The 25036-nt window shown below is 44.5% G+C and carries 15 protein-coding genes and 1 pseudogene; 11 read left to right on the top strand and 5 right to left on the bottom strand.

Annotation, left to right across the window (positions count from 1 at the left end; all coding sequences use genetic code 11):
* Nucleotides 1-110: 110 nt before the first annotated feature.
* The 6 genes and pseudogenes from A8708_RS20250 to A8708_RS20275 all read left to right on the top strand — a co-directional run.
* A pseudogene (locus A8708_RS20250) lies at nucleotides 111-815 on the top strand (ABC transporter ATP-binding protein); the annotation flags it as partial.
* 43 nt (nucleotides 816-858) lie between these two features.
* Entirely contained in the window at nucleotides 859-1653 is a 795-nt protein-coding gene (locus A8708_RS20255) for an ABC transporter permease (protein WP_068666779.1), read from the top strand.
* Between the two features lie 67 nt (nucleotides 1654-1720).
* Nucleotides 1721-2422 carry a response regulator transcription factor gene (locus tag A8708_RS20260; protein WP_068666781.1) on the top strand — a complete coding sequence of 234 codons (702 nt, stop codon included), beginning with the start codon at nucleotides 1721-1723 and terminating at the stop codon, nucleotides 2420-2422.
* A 4-nt stretch (nucleotides 2423-2426) separates the two neighbouring features.
* Nucleotides 2427-3362: a sensor histidine kinase gene (locus A8708_RS20265; RefSeq protein ID WP_420848591.1), complete on the top strand. Its 936-nt coding sequence runs from the start codon at nucleotides 2427-2429 to the stop codon at nucleotides 3360-3362.
* Between the two features lie 15 nt (nucleotides 3363-3377).
* Complete coding sequence (locus A8708_RS20270; RefSeq protein WP_068666785.1) at nucleotides 3378-4313, top strand: ABC transporter ATP-binding protein; 936 nt, start codon at nucleotides 3378-3380, stop codon at nucleotides 4311-4313.
* Entirely contained in the window at nucleotides 4294-4974 is a 681-nt protein-coding gene (locus tag A8708_RS20275; protein ID WP_068666787.1) for an ABC transporter permease, read from the top strand. Before A8708_RS20270 ends, A8708_RS20275 begins: the two co-directional genes overlap by 20 nt.
* Nucleotides 4975-5057: 83 nt before the next feature.
* On the opposite strand, the gene A8708_RS20280 is transcribed toward A8708_RS20275, so the two are convergent.
* On the bottom strand, nucleotides 5058-10433 hold the full coding sequence (locus tag A8708_RS20280; protein WP_068666789.1) for an Ig-like domain-containing protein: 5376 nt from the start codon (nucleotides 10431-10433) through the stop codon (nucleotides 5058-5060).
* Between the two features lie 458 nt (nucleotides 10434-10891).
* Between A8708_RS20280 and A8708_RS20285 the strand changes: the two genes are divergently transcribed.
* Nucleotides 10892-11353, top strand: coding sequence for a MarR family winged helix-turn-helix transcriptional regulator (locus A8708_RS20285; RefSeq protein WP_068666791.1), 462 nt, complete (start codon nucleotides 10892-10894; stop codon nucleotides 11351-11353).
* Nucleotides 11346-12818, top strand: a complete 1473-nt coding sequence (locus A8708_RS20290; RefSeq protein ID WP_068666793.1) for a DHA2 family efflux MFS transporter permease subunit — start codon at nucleotides 11346-11348, stop codon at nucleotides 12816-12818. The genes A8708_RS20285 and A8708_RS20290 overlap by 8 nt, the downstream gene beginning before the upstream one ends.
* A gap of 69 nt (nucleotides 12819-12887) precedes the next feature.
* Here the strand turns inward: A8708_RS20290 and A8708_RS20295 are convergent, their stop codons facing one another.
* From A8708_RS20295 to A8708_RS20310, 4 genes are all read right to left on the bottom strand, one after another.
* Nucleotides 12888-14603: an S-layer homology domain-containing protein gene (locus A8708_RS20295; RefSeq protein WP_157264911.1), complete on the bottom strand. Its 1716-nt coding sequence runs from the start codon at nucleotides 14601-14603 to the stop codon at nucleotides 12888-12890.
* A 77-nt stretch (nucleotides 14604-14680) separates the two neighbouring features.
* On the bottom strand, nucleotides 14681-17413 hold the full coding sequence (locus A8708_RS20300; RefSeq protein ID WP_068666797.1) for a hemoblobin-interacting domain-containing protein: 2733 nt from the start codon (nucleotides 17411-17413) through the stop codon (nucleotides 14681-14683).
* 169 nt (nucleotides 17414-17582) lie between these two features.
* Nucleotides 17583-18179, bottom strand: a complete 597-nt coding sequence (locus A8708_RS20305) for a response regulator transcription factor (RefSeq protein WP_068666799.1) — start codon at nucleotides 18177-18179, stop codon at nucleotides 17583-17585.
* Nucleotides 18179-19978 carry a sensor histidine kinase gene (locus tag A8708_RS20310; protein WP_068666801.1) on the bottom strand — a complete coding sequence of 600 codons (1800 nt, stop codon included), beginning with the start codon at nucleotides 19976-19978 and terminating at the stop codon, nucleotides 18179-18181. The genes A8708_RS20305 and A8708_RS20310 overlap by 1 nt, the downstream gene beginning before the upstream one ends.
* 423 nt (nucleotides 19979-20401) lie before the next feature.
* Between A8708_RS20310 and A8708_RS20315 the strand changes: the two genes are divergently transcribed.
* From A8708_RS20315 to A8708_RS20325, 3 genes are read left to right on the top strand one after another with little or no spacing between them, the layout of a single operon-like run.
* A complete protein-coding gene (locus A8708_RS20315) occupies nucleotides 20402-22642 on the top strand; it encodes an EAL domain-containing protein (RefSeq protein ID WP_338044213.1) in 2241 nt (746 codons plus the stop codon).
* 10 nt (nucleotides 22643-22652) lie between these two features.
* Nucleotides 22653-24296, top strand: coding sequence for a thiamine pyrophosphate-binding protein (locus A8708_RS20320; protein ID WP_068666803.1), 1644 nt, complete (start codon nucleotides 22653-22655; stop codon nucleotides 24294-24296).
* Nucleotides 24297-24355: 59 nt separating this feature from the next.
* A complete protein-coding gene (locus tag A8708_RS20325) occupies nucleotides 24356-25018 on the top strand; it encodes a hypothetical protein (protein ID WP_068666806.1) in 663 nt (220 codons plus the stop codon).
* The last annotated feature ends 18 nt before the right edge of the window (nucleotides 25019-25036 follow it).

Genomic DNA, 25036 nt, shown 5'->3' on the forward strand with positions numbered 1-25036 from the left:
GCCCCCACCCTCCCGCCAACGCATCGAAAGACTTTCGTAAGGTTTAGGAAAGAGTCCTGCATGATGTATCTAGTAAGATAAGCGTATCCAATTAATCGGAGGTAGCGCATATGAGCAATAGGAACAAGTTGACCAAACAACCCGTTGTCGAAGTACGTAATCTGACGAAGAGGATTCGACACAGGAACCTCGTGGATCAGATTAGTTTTGAACTTTTCCCTGGAGAGGTATTCGGCTTCCTCGGACCCAATGGCGCGGGCAAAACGACAACCATCCGCATGATGGTCGGCCTCATCGGCATGAGCGACGGGGATGTCGCCATTAACGGCCACAGCATTCGCACAAGCTTCCGCGAAGCGATTCGGCATGTCGGCGCGATTATCGAGAATCCCGAGCTCTACAAGCATCTCACCGGGATGCAAAATCTAAAACAATTCGCTCGCATGGTGGGGACTATTCCCCAGAGCCGTATCGACCAGATCGTGCAGCTCGTCGGGCTGTCAGCCCGCATTCACGATAAGGTGAAGACCTACTCGCTCGGCATGCGCCAGCGGCTAGGCATCGCCCAGGCTCTGCTCCATAACCCCGCTGTGCTCATCCTCGATGAGCCAACCAACGGACTTGACCCCGCAGGCATTCGCGAAATGCGCCAGCTCGTCCGCCAGCTGGCAGCGGAAGAAGGCCTCGCGGTGATGGTGTCCTCCCATCTGCTCGCCGAAATGGAGCTCATGTGTGACCGCTTCGGGGTCGTCATAGACGGCCGTCTGCGAACGACATTCTCGCTCTCAGACCTACAGTCTCAGACGGATACGCTGACACTCGAAGAGAAATATATCAGGCTAACGGAGGTTGCCAGCTATGCTTAATTTCACCAAACTCGTGCAAAATGAAGGCATTAAGATCTTCACCAAAATTGGATCCTGGGTGATGATTGCCTTCATTCCGATTCTAGTTATTGCGGTCGCCCTTCTCTGTAAGTATGCGAACGAAGAGGAACTTACCGTAAACAATGTCTGGGAGTTCTTAGATCTGTGCCTTTCTGCGATCCCTAATCTCATGGATATTGTCACCTTGTTTACGATTATTGTAGCCGCGGGCATTGTAGCCTCCGAATTCTCTGGCGGAACAATCAAATTACTGCTGATTCGCCCCTTCAGCCGCTCCACGATCTTACTATCCAAGTTCACAACCGTCCTCTTATTCGGGTTAGGCCTTACACTATTGCTGTTAGTAACCACGATGTTTACAGGCGGCATGTTCTTCGGATGGGGTGGTGCTTCCGAGCTTCATGCTGGGGCTGCCTTCTCGAATGCTGCTTACTCCTGGAGAGCGATCGGTTACAGCGGCATCGAATTAATCGTCATGGTCACACTTGCCTTCATGTTCTCTTCTGTGTTTCGTGCAAGCTCTATGGCCATCGGGATTTCCTTGTTCTTCTTATTGACCAGCGGGCAGTTAGCCTACGTGCTTAAACAGTTTGAGTGGTCCAAATTTCTGATTTTCGCCAATACGAATTTGTTGAGTTATGTGGATGGCAGGCCGCTTATGGCCAGTATGTCTTTATCTTTTTCATTGCTCATGTTAGCGGGTTACCAGCTGTTATTCCTCGCTCTAGCTTGGTATGTGTTCGCAAAGCGTGATGTTTCGATATAAGGAGCCGTTTCATTATGTGCGGACAAAGCAGTATACTGGAAGCATATGACATAAAGGTGGAACTGATATGCCTAATCGCATTTTGCTTGTAGAAGATGACCCGGCTATTGCTGAAATGGTCCATAACCATTTAACCAAAGAGAGTCTCGCCGTTCGACATGCCCCTGACGGGGAGGCGGCGCTGAGGCTCTTTGCCGAAGAAGCTTTTGATATGATACTGCTGGATCTGATGCTGCCTGGGATCGATGGTATGGAGGTGCTGCGTAGAGTGCGTAGCGGAAGTACGGTGCCTGTTCTCATTTTGTCTGCGAAGGATAGTGATGTTGAGAAAGCATTAGGTCTCGGATTCGGAGCAGATGATTACTTGGCGAAGCCATTCTCCCTTATTGAGTTGTCCGCACGTGTCAAAGCGATTTTGCGACGGGTCTCCCAATATGCCAGCCCTTCTGCTGTACATGCTGAGCAATCCCTCTTGCGTATTCATGAGCTTACGCTTCATCCTGACGAGCATCTCGTGACCAAAAACGATACGCCCCTCAACCTCACGGCGAAGGAGCTCCTTATTTTAAAACTGCTGATGTCCCATCCCAAACGCGCCTTCTCTAAGGAGCAAATCTATCGTTCGGTCTGGAATGACGCTTATTATGACGATGTAAATGCGATTCAAGTCCATATATCCCGGCTACGGGAGAAGATTGAAGATGATCCTGCGCACCCGCGGTATATCAAGACCGTATGGGGGATTGGTTACAAAATGGGGGATTTCTAATATGCTGCCTGTTGTGTGGCCCTGCCTATGTATCCTTCTCGGGATCGTTATCTGCCTTCAAGTAAAGTTCAGAATCGACCAATCGCGTCATCTCCGCTATCTGCAAACGAAACTAACTGATATTCTCGATCAGGAAACTTCCGAGAAGGTTCATCTCCATACCGATTCTACCCAGCTCCAACGCTTACTCATTGCCATAAACCGACTTCTCGATGCGAATCGCAAAGTGGAAGCCGACTATACCCGTAAGGAAAATGCGATCAAGAAAATGGTTTCCAACATGTCTCATGACTTGAAAACACCGCTCACAGTAGTGCTTGGCCTGACAGAGACTCTTGCACATGATCTTACTGCCAGTGACGAGGAAAGGAAGCGACTCTCCCTCAAAGTTCACGAAAGAACGCTCGATATCCTCAATTTGACGAACCAGTTTTTTGATCTAGCACGCCTAGAATCAGGTGATCGCCCCATCCCTTTATCCAAAATCAATTTGAGTGAGGCTTGCCGAAACGGAATTCTTTTCTACTACGAATTAATTGAGTCTCAAGGTCTCGAGGTTGATGTGGCGATTCCGGAGGAGCCGATCTATGCCTACGGCAACACGGAATCACTAGGGCGTGTGCTGCAAAATCTACTCTCCAACGCGATACGTTATGGAAACGATGGCGGCAGGATTGGCATCACACTGCGACAAGAAGCAGACGGCGTCTATATCGACGTATGGGATCAAGGGAAAGGTATCGATGAGCGAGATCGGCTGAATGTATTTGAGCGACTCTACACGCTAGAGGATTCCAGAAACCAGACCTATCAAGGCAGCGGCCTGGGTCTCACGATTACGAAGCGGTTAGTTGAACTCATGGAGGGAAGCATTTCCCTGCACAGCATTCCCTATGTGAAGACTGTATTTACGGTCCGTTTTCCCACAATCCGCTTTTGAAAGGAACCTTATGTGATGAGCTTTATCCTTCAAACCAAACAATTGTCTAAACGGTACAAAAAGACCGAAGTTGTCTCCGCTGTCAACATGCACGTCCGCCGTGGCGAGATCTATGGTTTCCTCGGTCCCAATGGTGCGGGCAAAACAACAGTCATGCGGATGATTACGAATCTCATCGCGCCAACTAGTGGAGAGATCGAATTGTTCGGTGCTCCACTCACCCCCCACTCTTACGAAACGATGAAACGGATGGGCAGTATTATAGAGTATCCGATCTTCTATGATCATCTGACGGCACGCGCGAATCTGGAGCTGCACTGCGAATATATGGGCTACTATGATAAAAATGCTATCCGCGAAACACTAGATCTCGTTGGACTTTCCGACATTGGTAATAAGCTTGTGAAGGATTTCTCACTGGGTATGAAGCAGCGTCTAGGCATTGGCAGGGCCATTTGTACGAAGCCTGAGCTGCTCATCCTCGATGAGCCTGTGAATGGCATGGATCCATCGGGGATTCGTGAAATTCGCGATTTGTTTCGCATGTTGAGCAAGGAATTTGGTATGACTCTGCTTATTTCTAGCCATATTTTACAGGAAATCGAGCAATTGGCCGATACGATCGGTGTCATCAACCATGGCAAGCTGCTCGAAGAGGTGTCCATGGAACAGGTTCGTGGAAGGCATAACGAGTATACAGAGATCGTCGTGACGGATGTGCCGCGGGCTGTGCTGGTTCTGGAGGATAAGCTGGCTATCGTTAACTTTAAAATTATGGACCACAACACCATACGGATCTATGATGCCCGCCTTGCTCCAGTAGAGCTGAATCGCTTACTCGTGCAGCATGAGATTGGCGTCGAGGCGCTGAACAAGAAGACCCGCTCGCTCGAAGACTACTTCCTCGGGGTCATCGAAGGAGGCAACCGTGATGCTTTGGAAGCTCATTAAGCTGGAACTAAAGAAAACGAAGTGGCGCGGGCTATTGCTTGGCGCCGTGATTACCAATCTCTTAGTCGCACTATGGGTCATTGGCAGTGACGTGCCGAATAATGAAGTCAGAACCTATGACCGTGTTTTCCAAAGTATTATGAACTATTCCGGTATTACCTTCATCATTTTCGCTTCTGTCCTCATGTCCCGAATGGTCATTGATGAGTATCGGAACAAAACGATTACTTTGCTATTCGCTTACCCCGTGCCTCGAAATATGATTTTCTTGGCCAAATTGATCATTATCGCGGCTTGGACCTTTGTCACAGAGTTATTCAACAATATTTTCGTGGTAATCTCACTCCTGATTGCCAATTCGTACTATCATTACATGACCGAAACGCTGACACATGCTCGGTTGATCGCAGAGGTGATTCGCATGCTCATCTTCGCCTTCACCTGTGCAAGTGTGTCTTTAATCCCACTATACTTCGGCATGTTTCGGAAGACGATGCCCGCTCTAATCGTGAGCGCATTCGTTCTCGCTAACTCTTCGATGGTGATCGTCAATAACCTCTCTGTCGAAGATGGTTATGGTGTCTTTATGCTGGCAGCCCTGGTATGCTTCACGATCGGGGTCCTTATGGCCTACGCGGGTGTGCGCAGGAGTCAGTTGTAGACCATTGTCACACGATTCCTCCTAACACAAAAGGCTGGGCCTCTGTAGAATAATCTACATACGGCCCAGCCTTCTATTCGTTATTAGTTAATGTGATCTGCTTTAGCTTCTACATAGCTTTCGCTACCATCTGCTTTACGTGTAGATATGTGAGAATGTGTCGCTTCCTCTACTTGTCCGAAGCCCCATGACTGCTTAGTCACATCTGGGAAAGATGGCGTCGCATTATCAAGTGTTCCACGGAAAAGGAGTTGGTTAATCAATGTAACTGCTTCAAGTCGAATAATCGGACTACTCGGTTTGAAACTACCATCCTCATAACCGTTCACTAGCGCATTACGGAATAATCCTTCAATGGCTGCAGTAGACCAGCGTCCTTGAGCATCCGCAAAATGCGGTGTAATCGGACGTGAAACTTCTAGCTTCAAGAATCGCGTCATCACAACTGCGAGTTCTTCACGTGATACGGCTATATCCGGGCGGAATGTGCCATCATCATACCCAGTAAAGATGCCTTGTGTGGTTACAATTTGAATATAACCACTTGCCCAATGGCTTGTTGGAACATCCTTCGCTTGCGACTTCTGATTCGTTTCTCCACCATTAACTAATCGCGCAATAATAGCTGCAAGTTCTGCACGCGATAACGTTTTGCTAGGTTTGAACTGTCCATCAGGGAAGCCAAGAATAAATCTCGTGTGATCTAAGTGCTCTCCACGATTGGAGAATAGCAATAATTGTAGGGATGTTTGCGCTGTGTCAGGATCAAGTAGATCTTTATCTGCTGACTTTCCTGCAACTTTAATTTTCACCAATACTTCGGACTCTTTAATTGCTGGGTATTTCACTTGAACATTAAATACGCCTTGATCCCCAACCTTTAAATCTCCAACATTCCACACCACAATGTTGCCATTTACTACCCCGCCGGCTGCATTTGTAACGACTGTACCCTCTGGGAGAGTTAACGTAACCGTGGCGTTATTCGCTTGTGAAGTACCATCGTTCTTGTATTCTACTTTGACAAAACCTGTACTGTTCTCTTCCTGTCTGCTCTGCGTTATGGATGCATTCACAATCACATTCGGCTTGCCTGACTCAGGTTTCACATAAACACTGCCAGAGGATGTATCCGCTGGAATTGGCGTCATCGCAATATCATGACGTACGATCGTGTATTCAACCGATATCGTCGGACTTGTGTAAGTCAGATAACCAGGTGCCGTTACAACCAAATAATAATCGCTTGTCGGGTATACCATGTAGGCATACTGTCCGCCATCCTTACTTGTTTGAGGATTCGCATTATCATTCGGTGCGAAGCCCGGAATCGCTGGAAGAACAACCTGTGTATTCGGCACGATATGATTAGTCACGTTTCTCGGTGTATTCGCATAGTAGAGAATAACATGAGCACCATCAATCAAGGCGTGCGTTTCCGCATTAGTAATGTCTCCGTAAGGATCAATTAACTCATCCAGAATATTCAATTCACCGTCTGAGGAAACCTTCACTGTAGGCAATGTACCTGTATTATCAAGCACATTAATAATAATTTCCTTGTCAGTACCATGATTTTCTTCATCTGGAATCAAATAAACAATAGCAAGTTCGTACACCTTGTCTCTTGTCAGACCCGGGACGTTAAAGACACCCTCTTGCGTTAATGGGAAGGAACTTTCACCGTCTACTGTGATGAAACTATTGGTATCTGGATCCCTCAGCTTAATACGGATCTGACGAGCATAGTTTTGATCATTGATGTTGTTCTCATCTAACGTTTTCTTCTGTCCATTCGTTTGTTGCGTCACTAGGATACCCGTTAGTGTTTTATTGGATTCAAACACCTCGCTACCGTTACCCGTGACAGCACCAACATCAACTTTTTGCTTGAAGGAGAAATCCTTGGTCTCATTCCCTATTTGAACGGACTTAATAACTTCAATGTCGTACTGTACGTCACCTCTAGGAACAGCGATGCTGTAGCTGCCGTTCTCATCTGTCACAGCTTCTGCAGCGAAATCGATCGTGCCGTCACCGTTAAAATCCTTTGTTACTTTTACACGTGTACCAGGGACAATAGAGCGCACGCCATCTTTCGTTGTGGCAATAATACCAGATATGGAGGCCGGTTCGAAAGTAACGATAATTTGCTCCTGCGCATAAATTTCACGGGCTTCATCGTTCGCAGTTGCTGTTACTGGAATATTCTGCGACAGGATCCCTTCAATTTTAACAGATTGGTATTGGATTGTTGCTTTTCCATTTACATCCGTGAGCACAATTGGTGAGCCAATAAATGTGCCAAATTCAGCCGTAAAAGTCACCGGCACGCCTTGGAGCGGATTGCCATCCTTATCTGTCAGAACCGCTGAAAGCGTTGATTTCGTATGACCATCTCCAACAATGGAGCTAGGGTTTGCTTTTAGTTTAAGAATATATTTTACAAGTTCAAAATCTGCTGTAACTGTCGTTTGACCCGCAACTGTCGGAAGCGCATCAATAATTCGATTCCGTGCTGCATAACCATCTTTCTCTACGACAACGCGATAGTGTGCGGTTGGTACATCAGTAAACTGATAGTGCCCGTTCACATCAGTGAATATCGGATCATGTTGCTCAACAGGATGTGTGCCTGTAGGGTCATAAAGTGACACTTTACCACCTACGATAGGGGCGTGCGTATCGCGGTCTGTGACTGTCCCAGCGATCGTTACCGCACTCACAACTTCAAACTGGTTGTTCGCCAGTTTCGCTTCCGGCTCTGCTGGTAAATCAAGACCATTCTTCTTGGAAACAAAGATTGCGTTATGGGTGCCTGAAGTTACCGTTGAAGGTAACCGATATGTGACTGCTTCCCACAACTTATAACCATCCGTATTGAAGCTCGTCGGATTCGCTAGTACAAGCGTTACTTTATCGTTGAGGGCAAAATCAAATGCAGCTTCCACCGAGGTGGCTTCTAAGGCTGTAATGGCAGACAACTTTAATGGACTATCTGGTGCCACGACCCATTTCGCTGAAGATCCTAAGAGCGTTCGCCCACCTACCCAGCCTTCGAGTAATGTGACATTCAGTGTCACCGTTGCTGGTTCAGAATCGACACGACCATCATTTACTTTATAACTAAAACTATCCGGACCGTTATACCCCGCTGTCGGTGTATAGGTAAATCCGTTACCATCGAGTGTTAGCGTTCCATGGGTTGGCTGGGTAACGACACTATACGTTAACGGATTACCATCCGCATCATAGCCTCCCAGCGTTCTGATCAGCGAGGTATTAGCTTCAACGGAATAGGTTGCGCTTGTTGCCGTTGGAACCGTGTTCTCTGGGGTTACTGTCAGTGTCACCGTTGCTGGTGCAGAATCCACACGACCATCATTTACCTTGTAACTAAAACTATCTGGACCGCTATATCCTGCTGTCGGTGTGTAGGTATAACCGTTCCCATCGAGCGTTACCGTTCCATGGGCTGGTTGGGTAACGACACTATACGTTAACTGGTCGCCATCCGCATCATACCCTCCAAGCGTTCCTGTTAGCACATGATTAGCTTCAACGGAGTAGGTTGCGCTTGTTGCCGTTGGAACTGTATTTTCTGGAGTTACCGTCAGTGTCAGGGTTGCTGGTGCAGAATCTGTAGAACCGTCATTCACTTTATAACTAAAACTATCTGGACCGCTATATCCTGCTGTCGGTGTATAAGTATAACCGTTCCCATCGAGCGTTACCGTTCCATGGGCTGGCTGGGTAACGACACTATACGTTAACTGGTCGCCATCCGCATCATACCCTCCAAGCGTTCCTGTTAGCACATGATTAGCCTCAACGGAATAGGTTGCGCTTGTTGCCGTTGGGACCGTGTTAGTTCGTGTTACGGTAAGTGTCACCGTTGCTGGTGCAGAATCGACTTTACCATCATTCACTTTATAACTAAAACTATCTGGACCGCTATATCCTGCTGTCGGTGTATAAGTATAACCGTTCCCATCGAGTGTTAGCATTCCATGGGTCGGCTGAGTAACGACACTATAAGTTAAAGAATCGCCATCTCCATCATAGCCTCCCAACGTTCCTGTCAACACGGTATTAGCTTCAACGGAATAAGTTGCGCTTGTTGCCGTTGGGACCGTATTACCTAATGTTACGGTAAGTGTCACGGTTGCTGGGTCGGAATCGAGAAGTCCGTCATTCGCTTTAAATGTAAAGCTGTCTGAACCTGTATAACCTGCTGTCGGTGTATAGGTGTAGCTTCCATTGGTTTGCATCACGACAGAACCATGGGTAGGTTGTGTAACAACCGTATACGTTAATGTTTGCCCCTCTGCATCAGTTGCACTCACTGTACCACTGACCGGGTTGTCCACTTGCGTTGCATTATTGCTGCCCGACGCCACTGGTTTCGTGTTTATTTTGTTCGTGGAATCGGTTGCCGGTGTTGCCGGGTTGCCATTTTTGTTAACGACACTAGCATTTGCTGTAATCGTTCCATACGCTAAGGCTGATAAGTCAGCCAGTGTAGAATACTTTCCTTCGCTATCAACGGTCGCAGTAAAATAGAGCGTACTACCGACAGAATCCGTCACAGCAAGAGTGACTGTTTGACCCGTTTCCGCAGTTGTTGTCCCATAAATTCTGACTGCACCAATATTATCTACGCCAGCTGTAAGAATACCATCATTACCGTCGTCAATACTGACTGCAACCGTCGGCGAATTTCCATTTTGAACTACTTGTGGAGTTTGGAAAATACCGCCAGCCGCACCGAAATTAACTGAGAATTGTCTCGCAGTTGAAGCTGTGCCTGTGTTTCCCATGACCAAATTTAAGGTACTGATAGGGGCCGTATAATTCAGTATAACTGAGGCCGTATTATCGAATGCAACACCATTGAGTGACTTGTCCAGCCCTCTGAATTTCGTTCGACCATTGGAACCAGCTCCAATGACTAGTTCATTTAAACTACTCTTCGTGTAGCTCGCGAAACCCGAGGCTTCAATATATTCCTGTAATGAACTGCTTCCATCGAGATCAACTATTGTTACATAAAAATTTTTGAGCAATACAGGATCACCTGATTGATGTTCAATAAAATCAAATTTTAAATTAAAGTAACCGGCTCCATTGGGTGTGCTAATCGTAGGTTGATACCTTTTTTCAACGCCAGAAGGATCATCAAAAAGTCCAAACGTTGCACTATTTACTTGTTCAACAACTTTTACTTTCGCATCTACTTGGATGCCGTTTTTATTAAAAACATTGGTGTATGTATACGTGGAGTTTAAGTTCAAGCCACTCCCTGTAGGAACTCCAAAATCCATATCTGCATAGTTGGCATCCACTAGGTAAGTGGCCGCATTCGCCCGTTGAAAAGGACCAAGTACTATTGAAAAAATTAAAATAAAAATCCATAAACAATTCATTAATCGTGATACTGCCCCGCTTTTCATGACCATTTGCTTAACGTCCTCCTATTTCTTAATTAATATTTACAGCTTAAATCTCGAACACAGTTTAAAATTAATCCCTCCGTATCCTCTTTCTTATATAAATTAGATCTATTGTAATATAGATCTAACGACCTAATTTCATAAAAAAAATGAAATTCATTGTCGAAACAATAGTTCTTTATAACTATACAACAATGTTTATAGCAATATCTAGAAAAATTATTTGAAAGCGAATTCATTAAATTCCACATAGAAGCTATTGCTATTCTGTTTGAAATCCAGCCCATTTTGCTCTTGTTGTGTTGGGTTTTCTACCAAATATTTACTGCATAATATCCGCTTTTCTGCACAAACTAGGACAAACAACCAAATTTATCAGTTTGACAGTACTTTATCTGCGCTTCTATAATAGTTCGTATACGAATTATTCGCCCACGAAATTTAATTTGAAGGAATGAATGAACATGGACGATCAGCAGCAACAGCGTACACTCGAGATCATCCACTCCGCACGAGAGGTCAAACAAGCCTTTCATCAGGTGATGAGTAAAGCTTACCAGCATTTAAATATCACACCGATTCAATCATTCGTCCTGCGCAAGCTGAGTGAGAAACCTGGCATCACGCTATCGGAGCTAGCCGAATGCATTCAATTGGGCAAAAGCACGACGAGCGGCATTGTTGATCGCATGGTCAGAGATCAAATGGTGTCTCGCGAACAATCTAGCACAGACCGCCGGTCCGTTATCCTTAAGCTGCTAGACAAGGGCGAGCTGTTGCTTCAACAAGTGCGAGAAAACCAAGTGGAGCGAATGTCTCCACTCTTGCAAATGTCCGATGATGAAATCGACAGTCTACTTCGTATTCATCAAAAAATTGTGCGCATCCTGCACCAAGAACTGGAGGAAGATTCTACGTATGAGTAATGCAGTTACGAACACCCTACGAAGGGGGCCGATCGTTGCCTCCTTGCTGATCGCGGCTTTTGTAGCCCTATTAGCTCAAACCTTATTGAATGTCGCCTTACCCAGCATGATGAGAGATCTGAACGTCACCGAAAATACCATCCAATGGTTAATTAATGGATACATGCTCGTGAACGGCGTGCTCGTTCCTGTCAGTGCGTATTTAATCACGCGCTTTACGACTCGCAACCTATTTTTGATTGCATCCGGATTTTTCGCAGTAGGCACCATTATTTGTGCCTTCGCTCCCGGCTTTGAAATTCTGCTTGTGGGGCGTCTTGTTCAAGCTGTGGGCGCTGGGATTCTCATGCCGCTCATGTCTATTGTGTTTCTAACGATTTTCCCTGTCGCTGAACGTGGTAAAGCTATGGGACTTATGGGCCTTGCCATGATCCTTGCCCCTGCGATCGGCCCAACCCTGTCTGGCTGGGTTGTTGAGCATCATTCTTGGCGTGTCCTGTTCTATATCATCTTGCCATTATCATTAATTGCCTTCATTTACGGCGCTTTCTCCATGAAAAATGTCATTAAGACATCGATACCTAAATTCGATGTCCCTGGTGTAATCTTCTCCACCCTCGGCTTTGGTGGCTTGTTATACGGATTAAGTGACGCTGGTACCGATGGTTGGGGCAGTACAACCGTTGTGACTTGCTTGATCGTCGGTGCGATTTCCTTAGCTCTCTTCGTATGGCGTGAGCTTACAGCAGAGAAACCGCTTCTCGAGCTTCGTGTTTTCAAATACAGCATGTTCTCTCTAACCACTGTCATTAATATCATTATCACCATGGCGATGTACTCAGGTATGATTCTATTGCCTATTTTCTTGCAAACTATCCGCGGATTCTCACCATTGGATTCAGGCTTGTTGCTCCTACCAGGTGCCATTCTAATGGGGATTATGTCACCTGTGACAGGAATCATTTTCGACAAAATTGGGGCTCGGTGGTTGTCTGTCATCGGTTTAGCGATTACAACAATTACGACGTACGAATTTAGTAAGCTTACCGTCGATTCTACGTATGCCCATCTCATGCTGGTCTACACCCTTCGGATGTTCGGGATGTCCATGCTGATGATGCCAATTCAAACGGCAGGCTTGAACCAATTGCCAAGACGCTTGAACGCTCATGGCTCAGCGATGTCTCAGACGCTTCGGAATGTTGCGGGGGCTCTTGGTGCGGCACTGCTAGTTACGATTATGACCAATGCAGCGACTTCACACGCGAAAGACCTTGTCATCGCAGGCAAAATCGATCCGAAGGACGCGGCGGCTATGGCCGACGTAACTCATCATGCCACGGTATATGGAATCAACTTCTCCTTCGAAATCGCAACATGGATGACACTCGCCGCGCTGGTGCTGGCCTTCTTTATCAGAAAGACTTCACCGACCGAGGAACCTAGTGTTGAGAAAGTAGCGTAACGAAGCGAGGTTTACATTAAAATAGAACGACAAAAAAGGCCATCGCGAAGATGACCTTTTTGTTATGCTTTAGTTAATAAATTGCGCGTACTGCAGCAATCGCTTCAACATGACAACCGCTTGTGCGCGGCTAGCATTTGCTGTTGGAACGAATGTGCTGTCTGTCATTCCGGAGATAATTCCCGCTTTCACAGATTGTGAAACAGATGTCTTAGCCCAACTGCTAATTGCTGCGTTGTCGTTAAATTTATTCAACAATTCGGCTTGGCCTTCAACTGTTTTACCCGCAGCGCTTAACGCTTTTGCCACCATAACCGCCATTTGCTCACGCGTGATCGGCGCGTTAGGTTGGAAAGAACCATCTTCGAAGCCACTCACTAGGTTGGCCTTCACAGCAGCACCGACGGCTCCTGCGAACCAATCCGTGGCATCCACATCATTGAATGAGGCTGCTCCTGCATTCGACGTCAACGCCAACGCACGTACGAGCAACATTGCAAATTCAGCGCGAGTGATATTCGCTTCTGGAGCAAAGCCTGTATCTGTTGCACCGCTAACGACCAGCTTGGAAGCTAGCAATTCGATGTCCGACTTTGCCCAATGTCCTTTGATATCATCAAAGGATTTGAAGGTTGTAATCACGGAATAAATACTGTTTCCATTTCTTTTGATATTCGCATTTGTCGTTCCATCCGAGTTCACTGTGAACACTGTAGGTACGAAAGAAATATCCCCTGTAATAGGATCATAAAGGACACCTGTTGCATTTTCAGGCTTAATCGTTCCTGAATATACGATTTGTCGCTCCACGTAGACACTGCCAAAGTTGTTCACATCGACTTTTTTATTGTTACTTTCAGCTGTAATACTGAAATCAACAGAATGTCCTAACGAGGTAGCGCCTTCTTCTGCCGCACTCTCTTGAATCTTCTTCTCAATGTCCGTCCCCATCACCGAAATATTAAGGTGAAGAATCACACTTGAACTGTCGGTACCTAGGGATTTAGCAAGGTTTGCAAGATCTAGCACGGATAGAGGAAGTAAATAAGATTCCTTACCTGAATAAATGCGGATTAGCGCATCAGGCGCACTCTTCATTCCTTCTACAAGCACAGAGGCTGGGATATCAATTGTTGTCTTCCCGTTTGCTTCAACCGCACCGATTTTAATCGCGATAATTTGCTTTTCTTCCGTTTCACTTTGATTTTTGAGCTGAATAAACGCATCGCCCAAAAATTTGTTATCAATCGTCACAGTTGTCGTCGATTTTCCGTCAGGACCTGTCACTTTGTTCGATTTAACAGCATCGGGATGGATTTCGACATTGTTAGGAGTTACCGTGTTGCTGGCACCTGAGCCACCACCATCGCCTCCGCCTCCGCCACCACCAGCACCACCACCGCCTCCGCCGCCAACAACGACTGGTGGCGCTTTAACAATAAAGTCTTCCGTATCTACCGTATCCCCATATCCAGCAACGACTTTATACGTGCCCGTTAGCTCGCTGGTACCCACGATGAAAGTATCTGAGAATGCGCCGTTCGTGGCTTTAACAACATCGAAGAAGAAGACACTACCCGTCGGACCAATTACCTTCAAGATGATTTCCCCATTCAGGGAAGTACCCGAAATTGTTACCGTTCCACCTAGTGTTACCGCTGGAATTGCTGCGACACTAACTTGGGGCACTGAATTTGCTAGTGCGGCTAAAGGTGCTATGGCTGTACTAGCCAGTACTATAGATAGAGCTATGGATGAGCTCAGAATAAGCTTTAAAGGTTTCACCGTGTTCATTCCTCACTTTCTTTAACTGTTGAAACTGCCCGCGTGGGCAGTTTCAATGTGATTTTATTTAGTTACTATTATTCGTTTTGGTTGCTTATCAAATCATATTCCGCATCGGAAATTTGTGTAGCTAGGTTGGCACCAACACTCAACGGACTATTGCTATATTCACTTACTATGAAAGCTCTCACCATATACTTTGCGTTCGTTGCTGCATCAGCTACATTAAAGTTGGCTGTGAATGTTCCTGCTCTGAAATAATCCGATTCTGCAGCAACAATACTTACCGGTGTTTGATCATTCATCAATTGGAAGATGACATGCAAATGTCCACCGTCCTGGTTTTCTGCAATCTTCACTTTAGCCGTTATTCCACTAGTCGTATTTATTTTCACTGGCGTTATATAGTAGGAATCTTGACTATTCATAGCACTCATACCATTTGAATAGCTAGTGTTGAACCCGTCTGAGTAAATTCTGATTTGGTAATAAGAATCTTTCTCTAAAACTCCTTGCTTGATGATTAGTTTCCCCGCACTAATCGTATACTCACTTGGAGATAAAGTTCGTTCAGACCAGTTATAGGCACTCTCTGCTAATACAACACGTTGAATTTTACTTCTCCAAGTTGCGTTATCCTCGAATGTTAGAACACTAGCAACATTGCTGAAAAACGATCCAGTTAAATAAGGAGGGTAATTCGTTGTATTCAGATCTTCCGTGACTGTATCTGTAGTCAATACTACGCCAGTTGAATCTTTGAGTGCATCTCCAGCAACTTTAATTTGCAAATTGCCTTCGATGACATGATCAAAATAGACATTAATGCTACTTTCATCTAGCATAACACTATCCTCCGACTGAAGAGGTAAGAACGTCACACCTTTATCCGTTGAGTACGTTATATAATCCTTGAGATGAGAACCCGTTCCATTGATTGTATTGTCAACCAGATGTCCTTGCCGAGTTGAATAATATATTTTCACTGAATGCTGAGATACCAAGAATTGATAGTACATTTTAGGCTCGTAAAAGCTATTGGGCGAAATTGGCTCCGTTGTAAGCGCATCTGTCAAAACTACATTATTTTCAGATGTAAACGCACCAGCTGGTACATTAACCTGAATATTGCTATCAACAAGCGCGTTGACGAAATGCAGAACAACTTTATTCTCACTATAAGTAATGGTTGCAAGGGTATTTAACGGAGTGAGAGCTTGACCATCCTTTGAGAGGGTAATCGCTGCTTTAAGATCGCCTACAAATGCAGAATTTATTTTTATATTTTTGTCAAAATATAAGTTCCAATCGTGATTCAGGTTGTCAATAGTTGAACGAACATACTGCGGTGTACCAATGCCAGTGACATCAATATAGTTTGTTGTGATCCCTGTGTTTAGAACATTGCCTGCCTCATCTACTAATGCTCTCTCAGAAATGAAAATCTTGTTTGTAGCTCCTGAAAGTGCTGAATTAAGGGTAATAATTAACTTTTTACCTTCTATTTGCACAGTCCCGTAATTCGATGTCAGCTGCTGAAAACCATTTTCACTTGTTTTAAAATAAACAAACTCTGCTAATGGTTTTTGTGTGCACACCCAACCCCAAACCCAACTACAATTTTGTTCATTCGGATTTAAACTAATTGCCTTATCAAATGTCAACGTCACTACATTACCGTCTGCATTAACCTCAAAACCTTGATAAACAGGTGCATTATGATCACCAACAACAATCTCATCGGAGGTAATTTCATTAGCAGTAATAAGACCATTACTATTTTTCAAGGCATTAGCCGCGATTTTCACTTTGTAGCTGCCTGGCGTCAACGATTCAAAGAAACGGATATAGATATAATTGCTGCTGTTAGTATCTAAAGAAACAGTATCATTCGGAGCTAAAGCGGTATACGCACCAAATGCACTCGTGATAGCATCATATTTCGCTATCGTTACGGCTGCTTTCAAGGCATCTGCATTACCTGTACTAATAACATCTTGAGAAAGATATACGTTTAGTTCTGAATTCGTTATTGTATCTCCATCATTTAGCTCATAACCATCAAATTCGATCGGATTTGCATTCAATCGGATACATAGATCGCTTGCATTTGTCTTCAAATTTCCACCAACGAATTGCAAAGACTCTTCCGCGATCCTAATCGTCGGCTTTCCAGTTAGAGGTACTTGGAATTGGATTGTCATCGTATTACCAGATAATACAACCTGATCTGCAGCTGTAAAAGGGATATATTCGCTTCCACGAACTAGTTTATAATCCACAGACTTATATACATATTCCGATACAGATTGTACATCCCCGTTAAATGTCAACGTAACGTTATGCTGATCACTGCTGATCACCGAGCTAATAACTTGTGGTGTACTCAAATCATGAACACCAAACACGTCACTAATGATATCGGAGTTCTGTCCTTCAAAAGCACCTGCCTTGATGCGAATTTGGTTTTTATCTCCAATCAAACTTGAGTCCAGATTTAACGTTACCGTATTCTCATTCATTGTCGCATAACAAAAATCATCATAAAAGTAACCATCATACGTTCCTTTTAACTCGATCTTGTCTGACCAACCGTCTTCGGACGATACATCTCTGTTGAATGTTAGCACTACCTGCGAATTGTCATCACTAGCAATAGCGCTCACCAAGGCAAGTTCTGTCTCGGTATCCGCATACGCCTTCCCCGAAAAACTCGCGCTAAACGGCGAAATAACCACCGCTAAAACTAGCAGAAAAGATAATAATCTTCCCCAAACTAGCTTCCTAAACCCCTGATTCTTCTTTAACATGGAACAATCTCACTCCTATCAATTTTTGTCGAAACTCTATTTCTACTGGCAATTATAGACTTTACTCCCAAAAATAAATTGTAACTAAAGTTATAGTTATGAAAATAAATGTCGAAAAACCCATACTTATGGCAGGTATGGGCGCTTTATTTCTATGTAGTTAGACCTATTAAGGCAGCATTCTTAACTCTTTCATTCTAGCAACAGTTTGTACGCGTCGTTTAATGCCTAACTTCCCATATAAACGATTGATGTGCCCTTTTACCGTACCTTCCGTGAGTCCGAACCGTTTGGCAATTTCCATATTGGACAATCCATCTATGATGGCTAATGCGATATCTAATTCTCGATTCGTCAGTGGATCGATTAGAGATTCGGATGAAGTAACCATCCTATCTATTTCTGGAACTATCTCCGCACGAGCCCGCTCCACAGTTTTAATCAATCTCTCCTGCACAACAGGCTTCACGATGTAGTCGAAGGCATATACATCGAAAGCAGATAAGGCGTATTCCTTATGAGAGGTAATGAACACGATCTTGGTATCTCCCCCTCTTTCCCTCACACGCTCAGCAAACTCCAAGCCATTTTCCCGCGGCATACTAATATCGACGAAAACCATATCCACTTCGTGCGTGGTCAAGTACTCATAAGCTTCTTTCGCCGCTAAAAAACAACCCACAACTTCGATGTCTGATATTTTGGCGAGCATCCGCTTCATGATGAGATGCATGGCCTTCTCGTCGTCAATCAGGATGACTTTCATCACTCTCGCACTCCCTCATGTGCTATTCGTATTGTTGACGCCTCAGGACGTGTTGGCATGGTAAAATAAAACGTAGTTCCTTGCAAGGGTATACTCTCGAACCAGATCTTTCCACCGTTTAAGTGTACGAACTCCTTGCATAGGGTTAGCCCAAGTCCGATGCCTCGTTCGCCGGCAGTCCCCATTGACGAAACCGGATAGGCCTCTTTCAACAACATACTCGCCTGATCGGATGTCATGCCTCCCCCTGTATCGCTCACCGATACAACGACGGCATCTGATTCATAGGCCGCTTGCAACCGGATTGTGCCTCCGATTCCTGTAAATTTAATCGCATTCGATAACAAATTACGGATAATGAGATCAAGCATTTCTTTATCTGCGTACACGAACGTATCCTTAGGAATTTCATTGATCATCCTAAGCTGCTTACTCTCACTGCGAATCTGCATCATGCGCAAGTTCGTCTGTATGGTTTGTGCCAAGTCTCGTTCAACGGGATTAAACATCATGCCACCACTCTGACTTCGAAACCAGTCTAGTAAACTCTCTACCAACGTAAACGTATTCTGAATCTGTTGGCTCATTTCGAGTACAATCTCTTCATAATCCCCCTCGACATCCTGCAAATCGTCTTCCATAATTTCTACTAAATTGATGAGGACAGCTAATGGATCACGAATATCATGCGCCACGACGTTAAACATTTTGTCCTTGAAGGTATTAAGCTCACTCAGTTGTCTTGCATTATCGCGCAGAATCTCTTCAGATCGCACCATTTCTGTGACATCGCTTAACAAGAGCATTTTGCCGGCAGGCTTTTGCACATGATCATGAATATAGGACAAGTGGACATTATAAAATCGCTGATCAGCCCTACTTGAAATTTGAATTTTATTTTCCAATGTTGGTCCCTGTCTTACCCTCTCTAACAAGACGGGGTATTGAGAGAAGACCTGAACAGCAGGCTGCCCGATCCAACTCGGATTAATACCTGCAATAACACGCTTACTGGATTGGTTGAAGCTAGTCAGGATGTTATCCAAATCAAAAACCATAACCGCATCCTGCATCGATGCGAACACCTTCTGCAGAGCCAAGGGCGCTAATCGCAGCATATTGAATTGATAAATTCCCCAGAGGTAGAAAATGCCTGAGAATATAAAGCCGAATGGGGAAATATCGACTGGCAGGTAGAATAGACCACTTAAATAAATCAAAGTAAATCCGAACGGGCCCCATGAACCAATAATCATAAACGCGATTTGTTTCCTCATTCGAGGTGTTGCTTTACGGAACATTTGGATCAGCATGCCCATACCGACTACAAAGAATGAATACGAGTAAGCAACATGCAGCTTGTATAAAGGTCCTTTTTCCATGGTAACGAGAGGGAATCCTTCGGAGTAATCTAATGTCATGCTTGAATAAAATAAATGATGCCACTCATTCGTATTATGGGAAATAAATGTTATTATCGGTACGATCATGAGGAGAGCAACGACCCATTTGCTGACTAATTTCTGTCGACCAGTGTACTGTAGAACAAGTACAAACCACAGGACGGTACCAAATGGAATCCCTATATATTCAATACGCAGCCAGAACTGTATTTGCGCTATCGATGTACTAACGACTTCGAAGGCGTAGCCGAAAGTATAAAACGCCCCCGTTAACACCCCTAAACCATAGCTGATGGCAATGGGAAGCTCTCTTCTTTTCCAACAAAGATAGGCAATGACCAATGAACAGCAGGTCGCAGCAATTAGGAGAACGGATAAATACGCATTATAATTCATTGCTCTAGCCCCCATTCAGGAATCATCTTTCATTCCTCGTTTCCTATGTTACCAAACTTGCCATGCATTTTGTTAATTTTTAGAGTAAACAAAGTATCTGTGAAACTAGGTACTAAGTACCATATTTATTTTATAAGTAGGAATCTATTGAAAATTATCGAATTTTATTATATGAAAGAAACCAATTCAGAGTCGGCCATTAACCGCTGAAGATGATGTTGATATACTTTAAAGTAGTGTCTTCAGTTAAGACAAATATCCCGTCCAGATCGCTTACAGAGAAGTACAGTTTGACAGCTAGAAAAAAATTGACAAAAAACGAGATGAATAGACATAATGAAAAAGAAACGATATATAATGGGGTTACTCTAGATTTTTCAACTATAATTTATTGCAATTTCATGGTAGCGAAGGGGGATTGCTTTGACCAACGTATCTTTAATCTCGGAGTCTAAAATGAGATGTGAAAAGCTAGGTATTAATCCGCGGGGGACTCCCACCTTTTCTAACGTTTTATCAGAAGTGGATTTGAATTTAAAACGGGCCGAATACGAAGAAATATTATCCGTTATTAATTTTTTTGTTCATAAAATGTTAGAGCTCATGAAAGGGATACCCGTACTGATCTTAATTACGGATGAGAATGGCTGCATTCTGGAAATGGCCGGAGATGAAGCGATTAAGAATGTGATTGAGCAATCGGGCATCAAAGTTGGTCTCGTATTCAACGAACATGAAGCCGGAACCAATAGCGTTAATTTAGTTTTGGAACATTGTCAGCCGATTCAACTTCTTGGGGACGAGCATTATTACGAATTTTTGGGATCCTCTGCCTGCTATACAGTACCCTTCAAATATACGGATGTCAACAATTTGCTCGGGACGATATCGATCATGACAGCGATTAATCAGCATAATCCATTTTTATTGGCGATGCTATGCACAGTCGTAGATTCGATCGAAAGAGAACTCATGCTGAAAAAGCAAAATAGACGACTGCACATTTTGAATCAGGTAGTCATCGAAACAACAAGAAACGGCATTATTATTACTGATCGGGATGGGATCATTACCGAGTTTAACAAGTTTGCCGAAATTTTAACTGGCTCCAAAAAGCAGGACGTCATTAATAAACCTATTCCGGATGCCAAAACAAATGATTTCATTAAAGAGGTCCTTCAAACGGGAAAAGAATACGAAGATATGGAATTGATACTTCCCGCTCAGAAGGGGCAAGACGAGCTGGTTTGCCTATTCGACGCTTTCCCTATTCGCGATGAGAATATGCAGATCATGGGTGCATTTGCGCAGTTTCGGGATATCACGGAACGTTATCATACGCAAAAGCAGATTAATTATTTGGCCTATCATGACGATTTAACTGGTTTACCGAATCGAAGATTTTTTACCCGGCATATTGATGAATTGCTGAAACACGGGGTAAAAGAAAAAAGTATCTTTGCCGTCATGTTTCTCGATCTGGACAGCTTCAAAAAGATTAATGACACGCTGGGTCATAACAACGGTGACGCACTGTTGAAGCTAGTTGCTGAGCGTCTAAAAACGTGCTGCAATGCTCCTAATCAATTGGTTTCAAGAATGGGTGGGGATGAATTCACAATCCTCATGCAAGAGATGACGGATCATACGGAAGCCATTCATGTTGCCGAAGTGATCATTAAAGCATTCGAGAAACCGTTTGCAGTGGACGGTTATGAGTTCTATATAACGGCTAGTATCGGTATTGCCTTCTATCCACAAGATGGCCAGAATGGCGAGATGCTGATGAAGAACGCTGATATTGCTCTGTACCGTATGAAAGAAGACGGAAAGAACAACTATACCATCTTCGAACCTAGCCCGAACAACAGTGGTATTGAACGGCTTACCTTGGAGAATTCAATCCGCAAAGCGCTGCGCTTAGAGGAATTCGTGTTATATTACCAGCCCCAAATCGATACGCTGACAGGGAAAATTATTGGTACCGAGGCTCTCGTTCGCTGGAATCATCCGACGCTCGGCTTGGTCCCTCCAGCTAAGTTCATCCCGATCGCCGAAGAAACGGGACTCATTGTTCCCCTTGGGGAATGGGTGCTTAGAACCGCTTGCATTCAAAATCAAATATGGAAAGAAAAAGGATACGCGCCTATGAGCGTATCGGTCAATCTTTCTTCTCGTCAATTTTCAAAGCAGAATTTGGTAAAGACCATTACTGAGATTTTACACGAAACTCACATAGATCCCCAATACCTAGAGCTCGAAATTACAGAGTCGATGACGATGAATGTTGAAGTCGCGATCGAGGTACTCGGAAAACTGAAGGAATTAGGCATACAAATTTGCATCGACGACTTTGGGACAGGCTACAGCAATCTCTACTATTTAAAATTGTTCTCCATTGATCGGTTAAAGATTGATCAATCCTTTGTCAGGGACATAATGACGGATTCGAATGACGCAGATATTGTAGCTACAATAATAGCTATGGCCCATAACCTTGGAATTGATGTAATCGCAGAAGGTGTAGAAACGAAGGAACAATTAGATTTTCTCCGTAGTCAGAACTGCCATGAAGTACAGGGTTTTTATTATCATCGACCTTTACCTGTAGAAGAAATTGAGCAGTTGTTGATGAATACAATGGAAATCGATACCAAATTGTAAAGGTGATATGATGAAAAAGAGAGTGTATACATTATTAGTCGAGCATTTTAAGAACTGGGGAATTTCTCACGTTTTCGGTATTCCTGGAAAGTCCATTTCTCCGCTGATGCTGGAACTTGACACTTATGGGATTGAATATGTGTTAGGTCGCCACGAAGCCGGCAGCGGGTTTGAAGCGTCAGGCTATGCACTGGCGAAGAAAACGGTGGGGATCGCGATTGGCACTTCCGGACCTGGAGGAACGAATCTAATTCCAGGCGCTGGGCATGCCAGAGAGTTCCAGTTACCTGTATTATTCATCACCGGACAGCCTTCGATGCAAGAGACTGGACGTGCTTTAAGTCAGGATTCAAGCCAATTTTCGGTAGATTTGGTTAAAATGTTCGAACCAGTAACCCTATTTAGTGCTCGCGTCGAGCGAGGAGATCTTCTTCACCTATACCTTAAACATGCCTTGGAAAAAGCCTACACGGGTGAAAAAGGCCCAGTTCATCTTTGTATCCCCTTTGATGTGCTGATGGAGGAAGTGGAATCCTTCTATTTGCCTTTGCCCGACCACATTTCACCCGTTGTATCCCCTGATATTGATAAAGCCTTATCCTTAATCAATGAGGCTAAGAAACCTGTCCTCTTTCTGGGCAAAGGCGCTGTCGCGGCGGAAACATACGACCAAGTGCGGATTATTGCCGAACATTGGGGGATACCTGTCGTAACTTCAACTGGTGGGAAAGGAGCATTTTCCACTAACCATCCCTTATACTTGGGCGGATATGGCCTCGGCGGTTCCAAATATGCGACAGAATATATGAAATCCGGCATTGACTTGATGATCGTTGTTGGCAGCAAACTGTGCGACATGTCTTTGTCCGGATTTACGGCAGATATGGAGCCCGAGAAAGTATTGCAATTCGAGTATGACCTTACGTTCGCAGGTAAAACCCTTCAAGCGCCGACGCAAGTCATCCTAGGCGATATTCAATACAACCTGAATCAACTCATCTTGCAGAGCGGTGCATCCCTCAAAGAGCATGAAGTGCTAGTATCTCGTGCACAAGTGGCGGCAACGATCGCTCCAACGGAATCCGCATTGTCAGCGGGGGCGGCGTTCAGAAGTTTGCGAGCCGTGCTTCCGAAAGAGGCGGTTGTTTTCGGGGATGCAGGAAGTCACTCTTTTCATGCCGTACAAAATTTCGAAATCATAGAGCCTGGGACATTCTTTTTAGCTGAAATGTTCATAACCATGGGGGCAGCGATCGGCTTTTCGATCGGCGCGAAAATTGGCATGCCCGAACGGCCTGTTGTCTGTGTGACCGGCGACGGCTGCATGATGATGCATGGTACAGAAATTTCGACAGCAGTTAACCATGGGATACCTGTTATTTTCTTTGTTTTGAATAACGGTCGGTTAGATATGGTAGAAAAGGGTATGTCGTATAACACGGGACGGTCCGTTGGCGCTATCTATGAGCGACCGCTGGATGTTAGCTTATTTGCCCAATCTATGGGAGCTACGGCGTTTCGCTGTGAAAATGAAGCAGACGTTAAGAACGCGGTTCAGTTAGCTTTACAGTCCAAGACAGCTACGGTTATCGAGGTCATGGTTGATCCGCTAGAAATTCCGCCGATTCTGACTAGATTGCTTAGTTTAGATTAAACTTACGAAGGACGCATATCCATTAGAAATTCCATCAACAACGAAAAGAGGATAGTACGATGTCGAAAATAGCGGTCATGGACAGCCACTTGGCCTCCCATCGCGAACTTCTAACTGGCCATAAGATTAGAGAAATTATCGAAATCGTTTATCACATTAGCTTAGATGACATTTCCGCTAAAGGTGAAGGCAGTTTTTTAGCCTTATACCCTCTCGAAATCATGAAACATGTTAGGCAATCACTTGGATTTGAGCCTGCCACTACGGATCACGATTCTGAAATCATGTCTATGACAAAGGTAGAAGTTATGGACAAATATCTGTTGTCCTATGGACCTACAATCACAGGAGCGGAGATACGAAGTCTCGTCAATGACATTTTCGGTGTCAATCTAACAGCAATCGCTACATTGGATAACCCTAGGTTATCCATCTTTTCGAAAGGTCAATGGATTTTACAAGACCCTGCGGATATCCTAAGTGTCATTACTGGAAAAGGCGATATTGATGTAACAGTCTGTGCTACAGACTATTATATGAACACAGTAGGATTCGACCAATTCCCCTCCGAACTTCATGACTTCTTACTCGCACTAGGCTTTTCCTATCATGCAGAGATGAAAAGCTACCATTATTCAAACCCAACAGGTCAATCGATTTCAGAAGCCTTCAAAGGACAATTAATGGGGAAGCTTGTATCGGTTATACGAGACTATTATTAACTGTAATACTTACATGAT

The sequence above is a fragment of the Paenibacillus oryzisoli genome (assembly GCF_001653565.1).
GTDB classification, from domain to species: domain Bacteria; phylum Bacillota; class Bacilli; order Paenibacillales; family NBRC-103111; genus Paenibacillus_E; species Paenibacillus_E oryzisoli.

Bases quoted from the DNA above. Each gene is read 5' to 3' on its own strand.
- A8708_RS20255 (WP_068666779.1), top strand. From the start codon at position 859: ATGCTTAATTTCACCAAACTCGTGCAAAATGAAGGCATTAAGATCTTC.
- A8708_RS20260 (WP_068666781.1), top strand. From the start codon at position 1,721: ATGCCTAATCGCATTTTGCTTGTAGAAGATGACCCGGCTATTGCTGAA.
- A8708_RS20270 (WP_068666785.1), top strand. From the start codon at position 3,378: ATGAGCTTTATCCTTCAAACCAAACAATTGTCTAAACGGTACAAAAAG.
- A8708_RS20275 (WP_068666787.1), top strand. From the start codon at position 4,294: ATGCTTTGGAAGCTCATTAAGCTGGAACTAAAGAAAACGAAGTGGCGC.
- A8708_RS20280 (WP_068666789.1), bottom strand. From the start codon at position 10,433: ATGGTCATGAAAAGCGGGGCAGTATCACGATTAATGAATTGTTTATGG.
- A8708_RS20285 (WP_068666791.1), top strand. From the start codon at position 10,892: ATGGACGATCAGCAGCAACAGCGTACACTCGAGATCATCCACTCCGCA.
- A8708_RS20290 (WP_068666793.1), top strand. From the start codon at position 11,346: ATGAGTAATGCAGTTACGAACACCCTACGAAGGGGGCCGATCGTTGCC.
- A8708_RS20300 (WP_068666797.1), bottom strand. From the start codon at position 17,413: ATGTTAAAGAAGAATCAGGGGTTTAGGAAGCTAGTTTGGGGAAGATTA.
- A8708_RS20305 (WP_068666799.1), bottom strand. From the start codon at position 18,179: ATGAAAGTCATCCTGATTGACGACGAGAAGGCCATGCATCTCATCATG.
- A8708_RS20310 (WP_068666801.1), bottom strand. From the start codon at position 19,978: ATGAATTATAATGCGTATTTATCCGTTCTCCTAATTGCTGCGACCTGC.
- A8708_RS20320 (WP_068666803.1), top strand. From the start codon at position 22,653: ATGAAAAAGAGAGTGTATACATTATTAGTCGAGCATTTTAAGAACTGG.
- A8708_RS20325 (WP_068666806.1), top strand. From the start codon at position 24,356: ATGTCGAAAATAGCGGTCATGGACAGCCACTTGGCCTCCCATCGCGAA.